This is a genomic window from Pseudomonas sp. MDT1-16 (assembly GCF_054898115.1).
The window spans coordinates 1,924,947-1,945,285 of record NZ_CM142717.1 but is presented as its reverse complement, the minus strand read 5'-3'; the positions used below and the strand labels follow the sequence as shown (position 1 = coordinate 1,945,285).

Here is a 20,339-nt window from a genome sequence, read left to right as displayed (position 1 = left end):
CATGACGCGCGGCAAATGGCTGGCAGCCTTGTGCCTGGTGCCTTTCGCACTGTTCTTTATCGTGTTCGAGATCGCCCCCCTCGTCTGGGTGATGATCAACAGCCTGCAATCGGAAGAGTTCGGCTGGGGCCTGGCGAACTTCACCAAGATCTTCAATTCGAAGTTCTATTTGCAAGCGATCCAGTACAGCCTCGAGATCAGTTTCTGGTCCAGCGTGTTCGGCATCATCATCGCCGTACTCGGCGCCTACTCCTTACGCCGGGTCGACTCGAAACTGCGCAACTTCGTCAACGCCTTCGCCAACATGACCAGCAACTTCGCCGGCGTGCCCCTGGCTTTCGCGTTCATCATCCTGCTGGGCTTCAACGGCAGCTTCACCATTTTGCTCAAGCAGGCAGGGATCATTCAGGACTTCAACCTGTACTCGAAAACCGGGCTGATCATTCTTTACACCTACTTCCAGATTCCATTGGGCGTGCTGCTGCTCTACCCGGCCTTCGATGCCTTGCGCGAAGACTGGCGTGAGTCCGCCCAATTGCTCGGCGCCAACGGCTGGCAGTTCTGGCGGCACATCGGTTTGCCGGTGCTGACGCCTGCGCTGCTCGGTACCTTCGTGATCCTGCTGGCCAACGCCCTGGGTGCGTACGCCACGGTGTACGCCCTGACTACCGGCAACTTCAACGTGCTGCCGATCCGCATTGCGGCAATGGTGTCCGGCGATATTTCCCTGGACCCGAACCTGGCCAGTGCCCTGGCCGTGGTGCTGGTGGCGTTGATGACCCTGGTGACCATCGTGCATCAGCTGCTGTTGAAGAGGAGCTACCATGTCTCGCGCTGAACTGGGCCCCATCGGTGTCTATCACCGGGTAGTGGTGTACTTGCTGTTTGCCATTCTGTTGTTGCCGTTGCTCGGGACGCTGATCTACTCGATCGCCAGCAGTTGGTCTGCGACCATTCTGCCCAGTGGCTTTACCTTCAAGTGGTACATCCAGCTGTGGAGCGATCCGCGCTTTCTGCATGCCTTCGGGCAGTCGCTGCTGGTTTGCGTCGGCGCGTTGATTCTGTCGGTGGTGCTGATTCTGCCGTTGCTGTTCGTGGTGCATTACCACTTCCCCAAACTCGATGCGCTGATGAACATCCTGATCCTGCTGCCCTTCGCGGTGCCGCCGGTGGTGTCGTCGGTGGGGCTGTTGCAGCTCTATGGTTCCGGGCCGTTTGCGATGGTCGGTACGCCGTGGATTCTGATTGGCTGCTACTTCACCATCGCGCTGCCGTTCATGTACCGGGCGATCACCAACAACCTGCAAGCGATCAACCTGCGCGACCTGATGGACTCCGCTCAGTTGCTTGGGGCCAGCACCTGGCAAGCCGCGTTCCTGGTGGTGTTGCCGAACCTGCGCAAGGGCCTGATGGTGGCGTTGCTGCTGTCGTTCTCGTTCCTGTTCGGTGAGTTCGTCTTCGCCAACATCCTGGTCGGCACCCGCTACGAAACCCTGCAGGTCTACCTCAACAACATGCGTAACAGCAGCGGCCACTTCACCAGTGCGCTGGTGATCTCCTACTTCTTCTTTGTGCTGGTTCTGACCTGGGCGGCCAATATTTTGAACAAGGACAAAAGCGAATGAGCTATGTCAGCGTCCAACACCTGCAAAAAAACTATTCGGGCACCACCGTATTCAGCGACATCAACTGCGAAATCCAGAAGGGTGAGTTCGTCACCCTCCTCGGCCCGTCCGGTTGCGGCAAGTCGACGCTACTGCGTTGCATCGCCGGGCTGACCTCGGTGGATGGTGGCAAGATCCTGCTCGATGGCGCCGACCTTGTGCCGTTGAGCCCGCAGAAACGCGGGATCGGCATGGTGTTTCAGAGCTACGCGCTGTTCCCCAACATGACCGTGGAGCAGAACGTCGCTTTTGGTTTACGCATGCAGAAGGTCAACGCCGACGACAGCCATAAGCGTGTTGCCGAAGTGCTGAAACTGGTGGAACTCAACGATTTCGCCGCGCGCTATCCACATCAACTGTCCGGCGGCCAATGCCAGCGAGTCGCCCTCGCCCGATCGTTGGTGACCCGACCACGTCTGTTGTTGCTGGATGAACCGCTGTCGGCCCTCGATGCGCGGATTCGCAAGCACTTGCGCGAACAGATCCGTCAGATCCAGCGTGAACTCGGCTTGACCACGATCTTCGTCACTCACGATCAGGAAGAAGCCCTGACGATGTCCGACCGGATTTTCTTGATGAATCAGGGAAAAATCGTACAAAGCGGCGACGCCCAGACCCTTTACACCGCACCCATCGATTTCTTTGCCGCAGGTTTCATCGGCAACTACAACCTGCTGGACGCCGACAGCGCCACAAAACTGCTGCAGCGACCCATTACCCAGCGCATCGCGATTCGCCCGGAAGCCATCGAGCTGAGCCTGAACGGCGAACTCGACGCGCAAATCCGCAGCCACAGCCTGTTGGGCAACGTGATTCGCTACCGGGTTGAAGCCCGGGGCGTGGAATTGGTGGTGGATGTGCTGAACCGCTCGGCGGCCGATCTGCATCCCGATGGTCAGCGTCTGGCGCTTTCCATCGATCCGACGGCCCTCTGTGAGGTAGCCTGATGCCTTTGCTGATGTTGAAGAGAGAACCGCACTGATGGCCCTGGCAATTTTTGATTTGGACGAAACCCTGATCCACGGTGACTGCGCCACCCTTTGGAGCGAGCAAATGGGCCGCCTGGGCTGGGTCGATCCCGAGTCGTTCATGCGTCAGAACAACGAACTGATGGATGCCTACAGCCACGGCAAGCTGCGGATGGAGGAGTACATGACTTTCAGCCTTGAGCCGATGATCGGGCGCACACCGCAAGAGGTCGACCATTTGGTAGGGCCTTGGGTGGAAGACTTCATCGAGCCGATCATTTTCAGTGACGCCACCAAAGCGATTGCAGCCCATCGCAAGGCCGGCGACCGGATTTTGGTGATTTCGGCGTCGGGCACGCACTTGGTGAGGCCGATTGCCGATCGCTTGGGCATTGACGAGATTCTTGGCATCGAGCTGGAAGTCGCGCACGGCGTTTATAGCGGCCACACCGTCGGCACGCTGACCTACCGCGAAGGCAAGATCACGCGCTTGCTGGAATGGCTGGATGCTGAAGAGGAAAACCTTGAGGGCGCGAGTTTCTATTCGGATTCACGCAACGATTTGCCGCTGCTGCTGAAAGTGGATTTCCCGCACGTGGTGAATCCGGATCCAGTGTTGCTTGAGCACGCCGAAAAAGCAGGCTGGCCGATCCATCTCTGGAAATAATCCCCCTTCCCCACTGATCGTCCCACGCTCTGCGTGGGACGATCTAAGTCAGCCGGAAATCAGGTCAGGCTTTCGTCGATCACCAACACCAACTTCCCCGCCACCTTGTTGGTCGCCAACTCAGCAAACGCCGCTTCGGCATCCTTGATCGGGAAGGTCTTGGCCAGTTGCGGACTCAAACGCCCTTCGGCAAACAGCGGCCAGACATGCTGGCTCAGATCACTGAACAAATCCGCCTTGAACTGATCGTCGCGACTGCGCAAGGTCGAACCCAGCAATTGCACGCGCTTGGCCAGCACCTGCGCCAGATCCAGCTTCGCCTCACGTCCGCCCATCAGGCCAATCAACACCCAACGACCGTCGCGGGCCAGCAGTTTCAGATTCAACGTCGCGTAGTTACCGCCGACCGGATCAAGGATCACATCGAACGGCCCCAGATCGCCCAAGCTGTCCAGATCCCCGTTGCGCACTACCCCGCCTTGTGCGCCCAGCGCTTCGCAGTAAGCCAAACGCTCGGCGGAACCGACGCTGACCCAGCACGGGTTACCAAACGCCTTGCACAGCTGAATGGCAGCTGAACCGATTCCACTTGCTCCGGCGTGCAGGAGAACTTTCTCACCTGGCTTGAGCGCAGCCAATTGAAACAAATTCAGCCAAACGGTCGCATACACTTCCGGCAGCGCTGCTGCCTCAGCCAGAGACAAACCTTCGGGAACCGGTAACACATGCCGTCCGTCGACAACTACCTCCTCGGCCATCCCACCCCCGGCCAGCAAGGCGCAGACCCGGTCCCCGAGCTGCCAGGACGAACCCGGCCCCACCTCGCTAATCACCCCCGAACACTCAAGACCCAGTACCTGACTGGCTCCCGGCGGTGGCGGATAAAGACCCGCCGCCTGTAACAAATCGGCTCGATTGAGACCCGCAGCCGCCACTCGAATCCGAACTTGTCCTACATCGCATGTAGGACTGGGCTCTTCCACCCACGCCACTTGACCTTCAACGCCTTGCAATGCTTTCACAGTGCCTCCATAGTGAGTCTGGACTGAGCCCGTAGCTGTAGCGCCGGGCTTTCTTGCATTTTTTGACCGGCCCTTTGTGGAACCGGCGACTTCAAAGACGGCCTAATATGCGTGATCAATTGTCCCCGCGTCGAATCAGCATGAAGCATTTTTTCCCCAGCACCGCCCTAGCTCTATTCATTGGTATCGGCCTGTTGCCGATGTCGACCAATTCGTTTGCAGCCAATAGCTGGGACAAGCTTCAGCCTGATCGTGACGAAGTAATCGCCAGCCTGAACGTCGTCGAGTTGCTAAAGCGCCATCACTACAGCAAACCACCTCTCGATGATGCGCGCTCCGTGATCATCTATGACAGCTACCTCAAGTTGCTGGATCCATCGCGCAGCTACTTCATGGCCAGCGACATTGCCGAATTCGACAAGTGGAAAACCCAGTTTGACGACTTCCTCAAAAGCGGCGACCTGAACGCCGGGTTCACCATCTACAAGCGCTACCTGGACCGCGTCAAAGCGCGTCTGGACTTCGCCCTTGCCGAGCTGAACAAAGGCGTCGACAAGATCGACTTCACGACCAAGGAAACCTTGCTGATCGATCGCAAGGACGCCCCTTGGCTCAAGTCCACAGCAGAACTCGACGACCTGTGGCGCAAACGCGTCAAGGACGAAGTGCTGCGGATGAAGATTGCCGGCAAAGAGCCCAAGCAGATTCAGGAAACCCTGACCAAGCGTTACAAGAATCAATTGGCGCGCCTGGACCAGACCCGTCCGGAAGACATCTTCCAGGCGTACATCAATACCTTCGCCATGTCCTACGACCCGCACACCAACTATCTGTCGCCGGATAACGCGGAGAACTTCGACATCAACATGAGCCTGTCCCTCGAGGGCATCGGCGCCGTGTTGCAGAGCGACAACGACCAGGTGAAAGTCGTGCGTCTGGTGCCGGCAGGCCCGGCCGACAAGACCAAGCAAGTCGCACCGGCTGACAAGATCATCGGCGTTGCCCAGGGCAACAAAGAAATGGTCGATGTGGTCGGCTGGCGTCTGGACGAAGTGGTCAAGCTGATCCGTGGGCCGAAAGGCACCGTGGTGCGTCTGGAAGTGATCCCGGCCAGTAACGCGCCGAACGACCAGACCACCAAGATCGTCCCGATCACCCGCGAAGCAGTGAAGCTTGAAGACCAGGCTGTGAAGAAGTCGGTCCTCAACCTGAAACAGGATGGCAAGGACTACAAGCTCGGCGTCATCGAGATCCCGGCCTTCTACCTGGACTTCAAGGCCTTCCGTGCTGGCGATCCGGACTACAAGAGCACCACTCGCGACGTCAAGAAGCTGCTGACCGAGTTGCAGAAAGACAAAGTTGACGGCGTAGTCATCGACCTGCGCAACAACGGCGGTGGTTCCCTGCAGGAAGCCACAGAGCTGACCAGTCTGTTTATCGACAAAGGTCCGACCGTTCTCGTACGTAATGCCGATGGCCGGGTCGATGTGCTGGAAGATGAAAACCCGGGCGCCTTCTACAAAGGGCCAATGGCGTTGCTGGTCAACCGCTTGTCCGCCTCGGCTTCGGAGATTTTTGCCGGCGCCATGCAGGACTACCACCGCGCATTGATCATCGGCGGCCAGACCTTCGGTAAAGGCACCGTGCAGACCATTCAGCCGCTGAACCATGGCGAACTGAAACTGACCCTGGCCAAGTTCTACCGGGTTTCCGGCCAGAGCACCCAGCATCAGGGCGTACTGCCGGACATCGATTACCCATCGATCATCGACACCAAGGAAATCGGCGAAAGCGCACTGCCTGAAGCCATGCCGTGGGACACCATCCGTGCGGCCATCAAGCCTGCGGTTGACCCGTTCAAGCCGTACATCTCGCAGCTTAAATCCGAGCATGACGTACGCTCGACCAAAGACGCGGAGTTCGTGTTCATCCGCGACAAACTGGCCTTGGCGCAGAAACTGATGGCGGAAAAAACCGTCAGCCTCAATGAAGCTGATCGTCGTGCCCAACACGCCGATATCGAAGCCAAGCAACTTGCCATGGAAAACATTCGTCGCAAGGCCAAGGGTGAAGAGCCGCTCAAAGAGCTGAAGAAAGAAGACGAAGACGCGATCGCGGCCGAGCCAGACAAGACCAAACCAGAAGACGATGCTTATCTGAGCGAGACCGGGCGGATTCTGTTGGACTACCTGAAACTCAACACCGCGGTAGCCAAGCACTAAGTTGTTACAAGCAAGATGATGGCAATTTAATACTGATGCTCCCCGGAGCGTCATCAAACAGTCATCATTCTGTCGTGAAATACAGGACTGGGAGCCCTCTTTAAATCAAGAGTGTGCTCCCAGTCCTTTTTTTATCGCCAGAGATCGCCATGACCACTACCGAACAGCTGAGTGCCTTGAGTTCCATACTGGCTCAAAGCGGTTTGCACAGCCTGTTCCAGCCGATCATTTGCCTCTCTGAACGACGCATTCTCGGTTACGAAGCACTCAGTCGCGGCCCCTCCAACAGTCCGCTGCACTCCCCCATCGCACTGTTCGCCGTCGCCCGGCAGGCTGGCCGCCTGAGCGAACTGGAGATCGCTTGCCGTCAAAGCGCTTGCCGCCGCTTCAACGAACAACAACTGCCCGGCAAGCTGTTCCTCAACGTTTCCCCGGAATCCTTGCTCGAAGCCGCTCACCAACCCGGTCGCACCCTGCAACTGCTGCAGGATTTCGGCATACCGCCGAGTCAGGTGGTGATCGAACTGACTGAACAGACCCCGACCGACGATTTCGAGCTGCTGCAAACCGCGCTGCATCACTATCGAGCGATGGGGTTTTCCATTGCTCTGGATGATCTGGGTGCAGGCTACTCGAGCTTGCGGCTCTGGTCCGAATTGCGTCCGGACTACGTGAAGATTGATCGACACTTCATCGATGGCATTCACCAGGACGCCCTCAAGCGCGAATTCGTTGGCTCTATCCTGCAAATCGCCAAGGCGTCGCGGGCGCAAGTGATCGCCGAAGGCATCGAGCTGCCGGAAGAACTCGCGGTGTTGACCGAGATGGGCGTTGACCTGGTTCAGGGTTATTTGCTCTGTCGGCCTCAAGAGCAACCGCCTCGGGATGCCCGAGCGATGATGCCAAAACATGACAGCTCCGCCGTGGCGCTGAATGACGAAGGCAGCGACCTCAGCGCACTGCTCAACGATCAACCGGCCGTGGCCCGCGACACCCCGACCGCCACAGTGCTGGAAGCCTTCCGCCGCCAAGCCAACCTGAACTCACTGGCGGTGCTCGACGAGCAAGGCCACCCTTGCGGCATCGTCCATCGGCATTCGCTCTCGGACGCGTTGCTGAAGCCCTTTGCCACCGACCTGTTCGCCCGCAAGCCGATCAGCCGGTTAATGAGCGACGACTTTCTCGCCGTTGAGATGAGCCAGTCGTTGCAACAAGTGAGTCGCCTGATCACCAGCCGCGCGCGGCAGCGCATCGAAGAAGACTTCATCATCACCCTCAATGGCGGTTATCTGGGGTTGGGCCGGGTTATCGATGTGCTCAAACTGATTACCGAACTGAAAATCCAGCAAGCCCGCTACGCCAACCCGCTGACCCTGCTGCCGGGAAACGTGCCGATCCAGCAATGCCTGACACGGCTGCTTCAACAGCAACGGGAATCGGTGATCTGCTACGTGGACATCGACAGTTTCAAACCCTTCAACGACATCTACGGCTACGGCCGTGGGGACGAAGTCCTCCTGTGCCTGGCGCAATGCCTGAATGATCGCGTCGACCCTTCCCGCGACTTCGTCGGGCATATCGGCGGCGACGACTTTCTGCTGGTGCTCGGCCCGGAAGACTGGCGCAAACGTTTGAACCAGTTGCTGGACGACTTCCAGAGCCAGTGCCGACGTTTCTACCGCAGCGAACACCTGGAAGCTGGCTGCTTCATCGCCCCAAACCGTCAGGGTGTGCGTCAGGAGTTTGCGTTGTTGTCACTGTCGATCGGCGTGGTGCATTTACATCCACAGGCCTGTGGACACCTCGATGCAAGCCAATTGGCGGAGATGGCCTCGCAAGCCAAGCACCATGCGAAGAATGTGCCGGGGTATAGCGTGCATGTGATTGATAGTTTGGCGATGCCTGAAGCTGAGGAAGCGTTGGTTGCCGGGCATCGGTGAACTGATCGTTCCCACGCTCTGGGAATGCCTCCAGGGACGCTCCGCGTTCCAGCCCCACCGCTGGTGTCCAGCCTGACACTGATGTGACGCAGAGCGTCACGGGCTGCATTCCCACGCAGAGCGTGGGAACGATCATCAAGCGAGGATTCGGTAGCTGGCCGCGTCGGCCAAGACATCGAGCGGTACGCGGGTATCAACGAACAGGGTGGCCATGTCGTTGCAGTTGCTGGTCAACGCCATGAAACGTTTTTCGGGGTGGGGGATTGGTTTTTCGTAGGGTGGATCGGGATGAAGTGTTGGCATTTGAAACCTTCCGATGAAAATAGGAGCTGCCAAAAGCCTTCCCACAGGCTTGGGTGGCAGCTATACGCGGGGTAGGAATACCGAGCATCGGAAACTCGACCACGCCGAAGCGTGCCCGCGCACAGCCGCCGCAACAGATCTTACGTACGCACATTAACGGCCGCAAATCAGGTTTCGAACGCTAATGCGTTACCGATGCTAATACCGGGTTCCTACACCCCATCACTGAATTCCAATGACCAGCAAAGGCTATCGATTGAACTCATTCAGCACCAGTTCATGGAAACCGCTACAACTTGAAGGAACCTTCCGACGACGTTGCCCGGAAATTTCGCACCTCAATTAGAACGCCACATCAATTCGCTCCACCTTGAGTTTTACGAATTTTTCATTGAGTTCTGGAAAGTCGTAGTGGATTTCCTGATCCGTAAAGTCAACGAAGGATCGGAAAATACTTCCATCCAGATACCCGTACAGGGTGCATGAGAACCCGTCGCCCGTCATTTCAATCGGCGTGCCAGTTGTTTTTTCTATGGCGACAATAAAATCGTCATCAGGAAGGACGATTTCGAATTCCACTTCGTAGGATTCTCCCACTTCGATTTTTTCAGGACAGTGGCTCGCAAAGCATTTAACTTTTACACCGTTAACGAGCAATAAAATCTCTTCTTCGACGATTTGATCTACTGCCAGTAAAACCGCAGCATACTTATTAGTCATTCGTGGGCCTCAATACTTTGTCGTGAGAATCACCATTTATAGTTCTCCAAAATTCTTTTCCACTCTTCGTATGCAAAGTCGTTATTTCCTGCTTATTGTTTGTGCCCACAAACGCGAATTTAGTCTCCCCTCTTCGATTATTTCCCATTAACTGCAAATATCCCGCGCGAATCTCGCCTTTATATTGGTACTCCACACGAGTACCTTTATTCATAACATCACGAGCTATTAGCAAATACTCCTCCCTGCTCATAGCCTTAAATTCTGCGCCATGTTTTTCATAATGCCCAACAAGCTTTTCTTCGCTACCAAAATCCTGAGGGCGTGATTTCGGCTGTGGGACCTTTGGCTCACCTTGTGCGACCGTGGCGCCGGCAACTTCATCCGGCGCCTGACACCCTGGCTTATTCGGCGGCGGACAATTCCCGCTCAACCCCAACGGATCAATCCACCCCGTCGGATTCGGCGTGTATTGATACTGGTTCAGCCCGCCCGCCAACTTGATCGGGTCCGGCGTCAGGTACCGACCCACCTGCGGATCATAGTACCGATGCCGGTTGTAATGCAGGCCGCTCTCGGCATCAAAGTACTGCCCTTGAAACCGCAACGGCTGCTCGAGCTGTTCTCCCCCACCGAACGCCAGGCGCGTGACCTTGCCGTAGGCGTTGTATTTCGCCGACCAGACGATCTCGCCACCAAAATCGGTCAGTTCCTGCGGCGTGCCGAGGTGATCGAGTTGGTAATAGAACGGGCAGGCGTGGCGCGGGCCTTTGCCGTCGAGCATGGCCAGTGGGCGGAAGCTGCCCGGTTCGTAGACGTAGCTGCGGTAGTGCTCGCGGCTGCTTTCGGCGGCGAGGTTGTCGCCCTGCCAGAAGAACTCGGTGGTGTGGCCATCGACGGTTTTGGCGATGCGGCGGCCGAAGGCGTCGTAGCGGTAGCTTGAGCAACGACCGTCCGGGGTGGTGACGCCGATCAAGCGGTGTTGGCAGTCGTAGCGGTATTCGGTGACGAGTTTTTGCGCGGTGCCGCGGCGTTCGCGGATCAGGTTGCCGAAGGCGTCGTGGTCGTAGTGGCGGTCTCCCTGCATGAGCAGGCGATTGCCTTTGACGGTCGCGGCACCGGGACGGTCCTGCATCAGCAGGTTGCCGGCGGGGTCGTGGGCGAAGTTTTCCGGTGGGTCGTCGCGGGTGTGGCGCACGCGGGTCAGTTGGTTGAGTGGGTCGTACTGATAGCTGCGCTGGCCGTGACGGGTGTCGGCGATGCTGTCGAGGTTGCCGTTGGCGCTGTAGGCATAGTCGCGGCGATACAGCGCTTGTTGCTGATGGCTGACGGCGTGGGCCTTCAGGCGGCCCTGATCGTCGTAGGCATATTCGCTGAGCAACAGGCCTTGCTGGCGTTGCTGTTCGCGGCCGAAGGCGAATTGGTGGCTGGTGAGTCGCGCACCGTTGAGGTCGATGGCGGTCAGCGCACCACCCTTGGCGTGGTGGTAATCGAGTTTGCTGCCGTCCGGCAGGCGCAGGCGATTGAGTTGACCGCAGGCGTCGTAGCCATAACGCAACGTGCCCCAGCCCTGATGCTCGGTGATCAGGCGGTCCTGCTGGTCGTACTCGAATTCCAGCGGATGATCGTGGCCGTCGTCGACGCTGATCAGGCGACCGAGGCTGTCGTAGCGGTATTCAACCTTGATGCCGTCGGGCAGGGTTTTGACCAGCAATCGCCCTGCAGAGTCCCGCTGATAAGCCGTCACCAGCTGCGAGTCGTCATCACCGAACTCGGTTTTCTCCAGCAGATGGCCGTTGAGGTCGTAGGCATACGCCGTCCGCTGGCCGTCGAATCCTGTTTCTTGTCGGATCAGGCCGTTGGCCGTGTAGTCCAGCTGATATTTTTCGCCGGATTCGTTTTCGATTTCCGTGAGCAACAGCTGGGCGTTGTCGTAGCGGTACTTCAGCTGGGTGCCGTCGACATTGATTCGTCGGCTGACCAAGTGCAGATCGTCGACGTATTCGTAACGCGTGACGCGGCCCAGTTCGTCACGTTCGGCGGTGATCTTGCCGTAGGCGTTGTAGCTGAACGCGCGGCTGGCACCGGTAGGAAAAGTCGTCTGGATCAGTCGGCCAACGGCATCCCATTGGTACTGGGTGACGGCGCCGTGTTCGTCCTGACGGGTAATCTGCCGCCCCATCACATCGTAGGAAAACCGCCGCTGGCCACCGCCCGGCAAGGTCTCTTCGAGCAGTTGCCCTAAGGCGCTCCAGACGAAGACATGCCGGCTGTTGTCCGGGTAACGGATCGACAGCAGCTGGCCTTTTTTGTCGTAGTGGTAGTGGCTGACATGGCCGTCGGGATCGGTCGCTTCGGTGATAGCGCCCTGAGCATTGCGCTGATAGGTCCAGACCGCTTTGCCGCGATACCGCGCGTGCAGGAAACCGTTGCGATACTCGTAGGCCGTTGGTTCGTCTTCCGGTGGAATCAGCGCGACCAGCCGTCCGACTTCGTCGTAATGGTATTCAGTGACGGCACCCAGCGGATCCTGCTCGGCAATCAACCGACCTTTATCGTCGTAGGCCTTGAGGTGTTCGCCACCGTCCAGTTCGACCTTGCGCACCAGCCGCGCGCGGTCGTCATGGACGTAAACTTCTTCGCTGCCATCGATGTTCTGGACAGTGACACTGCCCTGGTCATCCCAGACGTAACGCGCGTCCATCTGTGAAAACGACGCCCAGTGGCGGATGCATCGGGCCGCCTTGCCGGACCTTTCCCACGCCCAGAAGAAACTCGCCCCACCGGCCAACTGCCGCTGCAGGATGACGTGCTGCTCGTCGTAGTCGTAGCGCTCGCTTTCGTTGGCGGCGTTGGTCGCTTCGATGAGTTGTGAGCGTTCGTCGTAGCGATAACTGACCAGCGTTAGCTCAGTTTTCCAGGCCTCATCGAGAGTCTGCGCCGGGATAAAAACCTGATAGTCGACGGCGGCTAGATGGCTGCGGTCATAACGCAACAGCAAGGCGCGGCCGGCGCCGTTGTCGAGGCGTTTGATCCGGTCCTGGCGGTCGCGGGTGATGCGCAGGCGGTTGTCGTAAGCGTCGCTGATGGTTGTCAGTCGGCCGTTTTGAAAGTGATAGAACCGCGTGTCGTCACCGGCCTGGGCGAGGATCAGTTCTTCGGGTTGATCGCCGAGATAAATCGCCGCGCACGAGAGGCTGTTGTGGATCGCCGGGCGTTCGCGGTTGGGTAGCGGGAAGCTGGTGCGGCGATTTTCGTGGTCGATCCAGACGACGTGGTCGCCGTCGATTTCCAGTCGATGGGCGAGGCTGTGACTCCAGCCGAAACCGAGGCCGCAATCGATCTCGGCGGCGCTGGTGCGATAGAGCCGGGTGAAGTCGAACGGCAGGATGCCGTCCAGCGAGCCGTCGGTGAGGGTCAGCAGTTCTTCGCCGGTGACCATCGACACCGGGCATTTGTGAGTGGCGGTTTTATCGGCGGAATCGGCGGAGTCGCCGTTGGGGTTTTTCGCTTGGTCCGGGACGTTGTCGTGGTGTTCTTCTTTTTTCAGCGTGGTGTTCTTGCGGCCATTCCAGCGTAGTTGCATCCGACCTTGTTTCAGCCCGGCCGCCACACCGCGCGCGGCGACCGTTTTGTAGCGGTCGACGTAGGTCATGAAGCTGTTGATGATCGTGAAGATCGCTTTAACGAGGCCCAGTACGGCGTTGACGATCCGGTTGCCATAATTGGCAAGACGCATACCCAGATAGGCAATGCCCGCACCTGCACCGGCGAAAGTCAGGACAACCCCGATTAGAATGTCGATGAGCAACTGCACTACTACCGTCGACACAGCCTCGGCGGTTTTGCCGGCGATCTCGCCGGGTGGCAGCATGTCCAGCCAGAGACTGGCCGTACGAAGCAGCAAACACAGCGCCGCTTCATCGCTAGCCAGCAGCTGGATTTTTGCCATCGTTGCCGGAAATTCTTCTGCCAACTCGGCGAGTTGCTCGGCACCACTCCCCAAACGCTCAACGAACTTGCGCGGATCCTGAAGAATGTCCGAGAGCAGGCTGATGCTGTCCCACACGCCCACGATCGCCGCCCAGCTCCCTGCGAGCATTCCGTTACCCGTCGCAGCAAAAGTCGACTGCGACCACTGAGGTTTGAACCCTTCCCACTCTTTGCGCAGCCAGCCGTCCAGCTCTTGGGTCAGGCCGTCGTAAGAGGAGAAAAGATCATCGATTTGAGTCGGGGTGACTTCATTCTGGACATGAACGCGATAGAACTTGCCGGGAATGCCTTCGAACTGCCCCTTACCGTTTTCATCGAGCGTGACAGGCGTACTCTCGCCACCCTCAACAGCAATCACATCGACCTGAATATTCCCCAACGGAATGTCATAGACCGATTCAAACTTGCTCTCGATCTGCAGAATCCGATTGGCAGGGCACTGCGCAACGCTCGAGAAAAAGTCCTCATCGCCACGGCTCACCGCAGTGGTGGTATTACCAAGCTTTATGAGCCGTTCCATGCCCATCAGCGACGGCAAATCAGCGACACGGCTGGCCTTATCCGCCGTTTGGTTAAACCAACGCTTAAGTTGTTCGCGGTAGAGGGACAGTGTGTCCGGAAAACCGTCGAGCTCCTGCTCGATGCGGGCGATGTGCTCCATCAGCACACCGAACGGTATGAAGTAGAGTGAAAAACCGGGTCAAACATGAGCAATCCCTCGCGCAGAAAATGGGCGCGCGAGACTGTGCGGGGGATCAATCCAGAAAGAAGTCAGGGGAGTAGGATATGGATGTAGGGCAAATCCCTAATTAACGATCACCGAATGACAAGCAGGCAGAAACGCAAACGTGGCAGGAGGTTTCCCTCACGCCACGTTTGTTTAGCAGACAACGATGAGGGTTACTGCGAAGATCCGCGAGACGCCAACTCTTTAAGCTTGATCTCCGCTAACGGATGCCCGGCCTTCGCCGCCATGCCCCACCAGCGAGCCGCGTCAATCGGATCCGGCGCCTTGCTCGGCGTCCCCGCCAAACTGATCACTCCCACCTGATACGCCGCTTTGCCATCCCCCGCCAATGCCGCCAGGCGCAGCAATCGAACGCCTTCCTCACGAGCCCCAAGGCCAACGCCGCGAAAGGTCAGGATGTGGCCATAGAAGCTTTGCGCGCCAACGTCACCCAGGTTGGCCATACGGGCGAACTGGCCTTCGAGCCAGCTCCAGCCGCGCGGCTGTCGCACGAACCACGACCAGTGAAACAATCGGCGGGCCAGCCAGTAACCGGCCCGCGCCTTGAGCTTTAAAAACACTCAGGCCTCCGCCGATTCCGGGTACTCGTATTCGAACACGCGCACCACTTCCGAGGCGTGCCACGAGGCGGCAGCGACGCCGTCGGACGGCCCGGAGAAACGCCCCAAACGTTCGACACATTCAAAGAAACCGGTGCGCGGCAAGCGGCTGGCACCCTGGCTGATCACCAGCGAGCTGCGCAAAGGCTGCTCGGCCTTGGCGTCCAGCGCGGCCAGATGCTCAAGGGCGGCGGTCAGGGTTTGCATGGCCGGCGTGGGCAATTGCAAACGTTCGAGCAACGCCCGGTATGTCAGCAGATGGCGCTGGCGGCGCGCCTGATCCAGTTCACCCAGCAACCCGTCCCAATGTTGACGACTGATGCGTACGCTCACGATTCATCCCTCCATCCTGGCACCGTCAATTCCCAGGCCAGGCTGCGGCGAATCGCAGCGTCGGGTTGACGCTCGCCACTTTCGATCAAGGCTAGATAAGACGGGCTGATGCCTACCGTGCGGGCGAGCGCCTCGATGGCGATGCCCTTCCCTTCGCGCAAACTGCGTAGTTGATCCAGCCCCGGAAGAATCTGGTCTGGTGTTGCCGCGTGACGCTCTGGGGCGACCTGCGGCGGTTGTTCGTTGATGCCTGCTGCTTTCAGTAGAGCCTGATACTGAGCCCACGGCAGAACCGCATATTCGGGCTCGCCTTCGCGTGTAATTATCTGAATATCCATGACTACCCCGTAGGACAACAACACTTAGCGAGTCGGCACTTTTCCCTAGAAGTGTAATCCTAACAGCGGCCAAGGTCGCGGGGGGCATCAATCTGTGGAGGAGACTGAATCAACTCAGTTTTTTTTCGGCCCCTGAAGCTGCAGTTGTTCCGGGGTATCGGGCAGGCGCTCGACCACTGCGAGCTTCTCCGGCAGCTGACGATTGCGCCAGGCGCGGAAGGCGTTGAGTTCGTCGTCGAGGACTTTCATCAACCAAGCCAGCACCGCGATGTCATCGAGCATGCCGAACACCGGAATAAAGTCTGGAATTGCATCCAGCGGACTGAGGAAGTACATCAGGCCTGCCACGACTGATATCAGGGCTTTGGGGCTGATGGCCCGATACTCACCGCGCCAATAAGCCAGGCAGAGTGCTTGCAACAAGCGTAGATCATCCTTAAGTTTGCCCAGCCGGTTGCCTTGGCTGGCACCTTTGCTGGCCACCGCGAAGAGCAAGGTCGGCAAACGTCCACGCGCGAGTAGGCGTCCGGCCAGAGGCAGGAAACGAGCGAAACTCCAAGGCATTTTCATCATTCCTCCCACTGAAATGTTATCCACACAAATTGTGGATAACCTTGTGAACAGAGCTACTTTTCACGGCTGAAAGCCCCGTTTCATAAGGGCTTAACTCAGATCGGGCGTTTTTTACTCACATAAAAAAACCCAAGATTTCATTGACTTGGCGCTCTGGCGCGGCTAGCACAGACGTCCTCAATGGCTATGACTCCAGCCTACAGCATCCGTTCGCTTTGTTTACCTTCGCTGAACGCCAGATGCAACAACGCCCCGCATAAGCGAGGCGTTGTTTGTAGAGCAGACGCCGGTTACTTGGCAGTGGCGTCTTGTTTTGCTGGATCCTTGATCGCCAGCAGTTCCAGGTCGAATACCAGCACTGAATTGGCTGGAATCGCCGGGCTTGGGCTTTGGGCGCCGTAAGCCAGTTCGCTAGGGATGTACAGTTTGTACTTCTCGCCAACGTGCATCAGTTGCAGGCCTTCGACCCAACCCGGAATCACACCGCTGACCGGCAGGTCGATCGGGCTGCCACGCTCGACGGAGCTGTCGAAAACGGTGCCGTTGGTCAGGGTGCCGGTGTAGTGAACAGTCACTACGTCGGCCGGCTTAGGCTGTGCGCCTTCAGCTTTCTTCACCACTTCATACTGCAAGCCCGAAGCGGTGGTGGTTACACCGGCTTTCTTGGCGTTGTCTTCGAGGAATTTCTTGCCGACGGCTGCCGACTCTTCGCTCATTTTGGCCATACGCTCTTCAGCACGCTTTTGCAGTGCTGCGAAGGCTTCGACCAGTTCGTCATCCTTCAGCTTCTGTTCTTTCTTGCCGACGGCATCTTCGATGCCTTGTGCTACGGCTTTGGAGTCCAGGTCATCCATGCCTTCCTGAGCCAGGCTCTTGCCCATGTTCAGGCCAATCCCGTAGGAAGCTTTTTGCGCCGGGGTTTTCAGCTCTACGCTGGTCTGCGAATCACAACCCGCAAGTACCAGGCTAACCAGGGCCACCGCCGCCGCCAACCGATGCTGTTTCATGCTATTTCCTTGTTCATGCGCCTAAAGGGCAATCGAATAAAGCCGCGAGCTTATCAGGCGGCCACGACCAATGGCTACCGGCATGAGAGCAGGAAACTTCTGATAAGTTCAGGTGTTTTAACGCATTTCGGGAATGGGATGATGAAGCCTCTGTCATCTTGCGCTCATAGAAACTGGAATCGGATACCACAGCATCTGGCGTAATGGCCACTTGCCGCACCTCTGGTGTTGAGGCATAAGGGAGTTATAAACCGACAAGGATGTTTAACTTGCGCCTCTTCTTCCGTTTGCTGGTTGTGCTCGCAGTGCTGCTCGGGCTGGGCCTGGCCGTGGTTCTGTACTACGTTGCCAACCCGAAACTGCCGGCCTGGTCACCCGCGCAACAAGTGCATTACCTGGAGCAATGGAGCGCCGCGGATCGCCAGACCTACTATTTCACTCCCCAGGGCACCCAGGTCAAAGGCTTGCGCTATGACTGGTTCAAAGCGCTCGAACTGCCGTTTTCACAACAGCGATTCGCCGCTCCCGAATACCTCGCCCGCTTCGGTTTCCTGGTCGATCCCGGCCAGAAACCCACGCCGAACAACCCCGGCAATCTGCCCGTGGGTTTTGCCCGTCATCAGAACCCTGGAAGCCAGGACGAGTTTCTGGACATCACCTGCGCTGCCTGCCACACCGGCGAACTGCGTTTTAACGGTCAGGCCGTGCGTATCGATGGCGGTTCGGCGCAGCACGTTCTGCCATCCAGCGTTCCTACGTTGCGCGGCGGCAGTTTCGGGCAAGCGCTAGTGGCCAGTCTGACGTCGACTTACTACAACCCGTGGAAATTCGAACGTTTCGCACGCAACGTGCTGGACCAGGACTACGATGCCCAGCATCAACAGCTGCGCAAAGACTTCAAAATCTCTCTCGACACCTTCTTGAAGGTGGCCTGGAACGACACCCATCGCGGGCTCTACCCGACCGCAGAAGGCCCCGGCCGCACCGACGCTTTCGGGCGCATTGCCAACGCCAGTTTCGGCGATGCAATCTCCCCCGCCAACTATCGGGTGGCCAACGCTCCGGTCGACTATCCGCAGTTATGGGACATGTGGACCTTCGACTGGGTGCAGTGGAACGGTTCGGCGCAGCAGCCGATGGCCCGCAACATCGGCGAGGCGTTGGGTGTTGGCGCCACGCTGAACTTCTTCGACAGCAATGGGCAGCCACTCAAGGGCGACAACCGTTATCCATCCAGCGTCCGGGTGCGCGATTTACACCTGATCGAAGAAACCCTGCAGCGACTCAAGCCGCCAGCCTGGCCGGAAGAACTGCTGGGCGCGGTCGACAAACCCTTGGCCGCCAAAGGGCGCGCGTTGTTTACAGAAAACTGCGCAGGCTGCCATGTACCGCGCGTGACGCAAAGCGACGGGCGATCCGTGCAGCACCTGAAAATGCTCCCGGTGGAGGTCATTGGCACAGACCCGGGGGCCGCCAACAATATTGCCGACCACCGTTTCGATCTGACCGCCTTGCAGTGGGACCCGGCAGAGCTGGCGCAACTGGACGTCCAACCAAAGCCCACCGAACCACTGGACCTGAGCAAGCTTTCAGTGGCCAAAGGTCTGGCGTACGTCACCGCATTTGTCGAAAATCGCGCGTATCGCGAAGCCAACATTACCCCAGCCGAGCGACCGGAGATGGATGGCTTCGGCCTGCCGATTGGCGTGCGCGAATTACGTGCCTACAAGGCCCGGCCGCTGGCGGGTGTGTGGGCGACTGCGCCGTTTCTGCACAACGGTTCGGTGCCAAGCATTTATCAACTGCTCTCGCCCCAGGATGAACGCGCAACCACCTTCTACAAAGGCACTTTCGAGTACGACCCGAGGCATTTGGGTTATCGCACCGAAGCCTTTACCAACGGCTTCGTGTTCGACACCCGCATCACCGGCAATCACAACAGCGGTCACGAGTTCCGCGCAGGCAAGCGGGGCAACGGCGTTATCGGCCGCTTGCTGCAACCCCAGGAGCGCTGGGCGTTGCTGGAATATCTGAAAGTGTTGGGCGGACCATTGGAGTCACAATTGCCATGAGCATTCTCTGGTTGCGCCTTGGCGCCTTTCTCGGCAAGACCCTGCTTTGGTTGCTGGGTCTTGGATTGTTTGCCTGGGCGCTGTCCACGGCGTGGTTCGCCTGGCAGCACAGCGGCTCGGTATCGGCTGAAGAGCTGATCCCGGCCGGCGAAGCGGCAATGACTCAGGACATCATCCAGACGGCCGTACGCATCGTCGACCAGCACCGTGAAAGCACTCGCTACCTGCGCGATGCTCATGCCAAGGCTCATGGCTGCGTGAAGGCCGAGGTTCAGGTGCTGCCGGAGCTGGCGGGTGACTTGCGTCAGGGTGTGTTCAGCGAACCCGGCAAAACCTGGCAGGCGACAATGCGCTTATCCAACGGTAATGCTTACCCGCAGTTCGACAGCATCCGCGATGCTCGGGGCATGGCGATCAAGTTGCTCGATGTGCCGGGCAAGCAACTGCTGGACGACCAACAGCGTCGCGGTGAACAGGACTTTGTGATGTTCAGTCATCCAAACTTCTTCGTCAGCGATGTCGCCGAGTACCGTCAGAATGTAGCCGCACAGGCTGACGGCAAGAAGCTGATGGCGTTCTTCCCGGGTTGGGACCCGCGGACTTGGCAGGTTCGCCACCTGTTTGTCGCGCTGGCGACACTGTCACCCGCCCCGGAAAGCCCGACCCAGACGACTTACTTTTCAGTTTCGCCCTACAAATTCGGCGAAGCCAATGCCAAGTTCCGCGCCATGCCCGATCCGGCAAGCTGCCCGACCTACACCCTACCCGCGCAAAACCAGAAGTTACCGAACTTCCTGCGCAATGCGCTGAACCAACAACTGTCGGCCGACCGGATGCCGGCCTGTTTCGTCCTGCAGATACAACGCCAGGACCCGGCCAAGTACATGCCGATCGAAGACACGAGCATAGAGTGGCAAGAAAGCGATGCGCTGTTCGAAACCGTGGCGCGGATCAAAGTACCCGCCCAAGACTTCGATACGCCTGCGCTGAACGTGCAATGCGACAACCAGTCGTTCAACCCGTGGTTTGGCCTAGAGGCTCATCGCCCCATTGGCGGCATCAACCGGTTGCGCAAAGCCGTGTATGAAGCCGTTAGCGATTACCGCCACAGCCGCAACGCCGAACAATAAGAAGGCAGAACGAAAAAAGCGACCCGAACGAAGGTCGCTT

At 58.3% G+C, this 20,339-nt stretch carries 17 protein-coding genes; 8 read left to right on the top strand and 9 right to left on the bottom strand.

The genetic code is table 11. The annotated features are described in order from the left end of the window. Window position 1: 1 nt before the first annotated feature. Genes ACYZT3_RS08830 through ACYZT3_RS08815 form a run of 4 tightly spaced genes read left to right on the top strand, consistent with a single transcriptional unit; the run spans window position 2 to window position 3,299 of the window. The gene (locus tag ACYZT3_RS08830; RefSeq protein ID WP_282380167.1) at window positions 2-838 is read left to right on the top strand and encodes an ABC transporter permease; all 837 of its coding nucleotides are present in this window, start codon (window positions 2-4) and stop codon (window positions 836-838) included. After that, window positions 825-1,625 (top strand): ABC transporter permease, encoded by an 801-nt coding sequence (locus ACYZT3_RS08825; protein ID WP_282380144.1) that lies wholly within the window; start codon window positions 825-827, stop codon window positions 1,623-1,625. The genes ACYZT3_RS08830 and ACYZT3_RS08825 overlap by 14 nt, the downstream gene beginning before the upstream one ends. After that, window positions 1,622-2,611 carry an ABC transporter ATP-binding protein gene (locus tag ACYZT3_RS08820; RefSeq protein WP_282380146.1) on the top strand — a complete coding sequence of 330 codons (990 nt, stop codon included), beginning with the start codon at window positions 1,622-1,624 and terminating at the stop codon, window positions 2,609-2,611. The genes ACYZT3_RS08825 and ACYZT3_RS08820 overlap by 4 nt, the downstream gene beginning before the upstream one ends. A 34-nt stretch (window positions 2,612-2,645) precedes the next feature. Continuing rightward, the gene (locus ACYZT3_RS08815; RefSeq protein ID WP_282380148.1) at window positions 2,646-3,299 is read left to right on the top strand and encodes an HAD family hydrolase; all 654 of its coding nucleotides are present in this window, start codon (window positions 2,646-2,648) and stop codon (window positions 3,297-3,299) included. Between the two features lie 59 nt (window positions 3,300-3,358). Here ACYZT3_RS08815 and ACYZT3_RS08810 read toward each other — a convergent pair whose 3' ends face one another. Further along, on the bottom strand, window positions 3,359-4,321 hold the full coding sequence (locus ACYZT3_RS08810; RefSeq protein ID WP_282380150.1) for a zinc-binding dehydrogenase: 963 nt from the start codon (window positions 4,319-4,321) through the stop codon (window positions 3,359-3,361). Window positions 4,322-4,461: 140 nt separating this feature from the next. Between ACYZT3_RS08810 and ACYZT3_RS08805 the strand changes: the two genes are divergently transcribed. Both ACYZT3_RS08805 and ACYZT3_RS08800 read left to right on the top strand, forming a co-directional pair. Further along, window positions 4,462-6,543, top strand: a complete 2,082-nt coding sequence (locus tag ACYZT3_RS08805) for a carboxy terminal-processing peptidase (RefSeq protein WP_282380152.1) — start codon at window positions 4,462-4,464, stop codon at window positions 6,541-6,543. A gap of 149 nt (window positions 6,544-6,692) precedes the next feature. Continuing rightward, window positions 6,693-8,483 carry a bifunctional diguanylate cyclase/phosphodiesterase gene (locus ACYZT3_RS08800; protein WP_462031884.1) on the top strand — a complete coding sequence of 597 codons (1,791 nt, stop codon included), beginning with the start codon at window positions 6,693-6,695 and terminating at the stop codon, window positions 8,481-8,483. 135 nt (window positions 8,484-8,618) lie between these two features. Here ACYZT3_RS08800 and ACYZT3_RS08795 read toward each other — a convergent pair whose 3' ends face one another. The 8 genes from ACYZT3_RS08795 to ACYZT3_RS08760 all read right to left on the bottom strand — a co-directional run bounded on the left by ACYZT3_RS08795 (window position 8,619) and on the right by ACYZT3_RS08760 (window position 17,097). Further along, a complete protein-coding gene (locus ACYZT3_RS08795) occupies window positions 8,619-8,786 on the bottom strand; it encodes a hypothetical protein (protein ID WP_449644194.1) in 168 nt (55 codons plus the stop codon). A gap of 342 nt (window positions 8,787-9,128) precedes the next feature. After that, entirely contained in the window at window positions 9,129-9,506 is a 378-nt protein-coding gene (locus ACYZT3_RS08790) for a hypothetical protein (protein WP_449644117.1), read from the bottom strand. Beyond that, window positions 9,499-14,160 (bottom strand): RHS repeat-associated core domain-containing protein, encoded by a 4,662-nt coding sequence (locus ACYZT3_RS08785; RefSeq protein WP_462031883.1) that lies wholly within the window; start codon window positions 14,158-14,160, stop codon window positions 9,499-9,501. The genes ACYZT3_RS08790 and ACYZT3_RS08785 overlap by 8 nt, the downstream gene beginning before the upstream one ends. A gap of 239 nt (window positions 14,161-14,399) precedes the next feature. Next, complete coding sequence (locus ACYZT3_RS08780; RefSeq protein WP_462031882.1) at window positions 14,400-14,807, bottom strand: SEL1-like repeat protein; 408 nt, start codon at window positions 14,805-14,807, stop codon at window positions 14,400-14,402. After that, complete coding sequence (locus ACYZT3_RS08775; protein WP_003223109.1) at window positions 14,808-15,179, bottom strand: hypothetical protein; 372 nt, start codon at window positions 15,177-15,179, stop codon at window positions 14,808-14,810. Then, window positions 15,176-15,517, bottom strand: a complete 342-nt coding sequence (locus ACYZT3_RS08770) for a helix-turn-helix domain-containing protein (RefSeq protein ID WP_282381005.1) — start codon at window positions 15,515-15,517, stop codon at window positions 15,176-15,178. Before ACYZT3_RS08770 ends, ACYZT3_RS08775 begins: the two co-directional genes overlap by 4 nt. Window positions 15,518-15,631: 114 nt before the next feature. After that, window positions 15,632-16,087 (bottom strand): YkvA family protein, encoded by a 456-nt coding sequence (locus tag ACYZT3_RS08765; protein ID WP_282381003.1) that lies wholly within the window; start codon window positions 16,085-16,087, stop codon window positions 15,632-15,634. A gap of 293 nt (window positions 16,088-16,380) precedes the next feature. Next, a complete protein-coding gene (locus tag ACYZT3_RS08760; RefSeq protein ID WP_282381001.1) occupies window positions 16,381-17,097 on the bottom strand; it encodes an FKBP-type peptidyl-prolyl cis-trans isomerase in 717 nt (238 codons plus the stop codon). Window positions 17,098-17,366: 269 nt separating this feature from the next. On the opposite strand from ACYZT3_RS08760, the gene ACYZT3_RS08755 reads away from it, so the two are divergent. Together ACYZT3_RS08755 and ACYZT3_RS08750 are read left to right on the top strand one after the other, a co-directional pair. Further along, complete coding sequence (locus tag ACYZT3_RS08755; protein WP_462031881.1) at window positions 17,367-19,169, top strand: di-heme-cytochrome C peroxidase; 1,803 nt, start codon at window positions 17,367-17,369, stop codon at window positions 19,167-19,169. Beyond that, window positions 19,166-20,299 carry a catalase family protein gene (locus tag ACYZT3_RS08750; protein WP_462031880.1) on the top strand — a complete coding sequence of 378 codons (1,134 nt, stop codon included), beginning with the start codon at window positions 19,166-19,168 and terminating at the stop codon, window positions 20,297-20,299. Before ACYZT3_RS08755 ends, ACYZT3_RS08750 begins: the two co-directional genes overlap by 4 nt. Window positions 20,300-20,339: the final 40 nt, after the last annotated feature.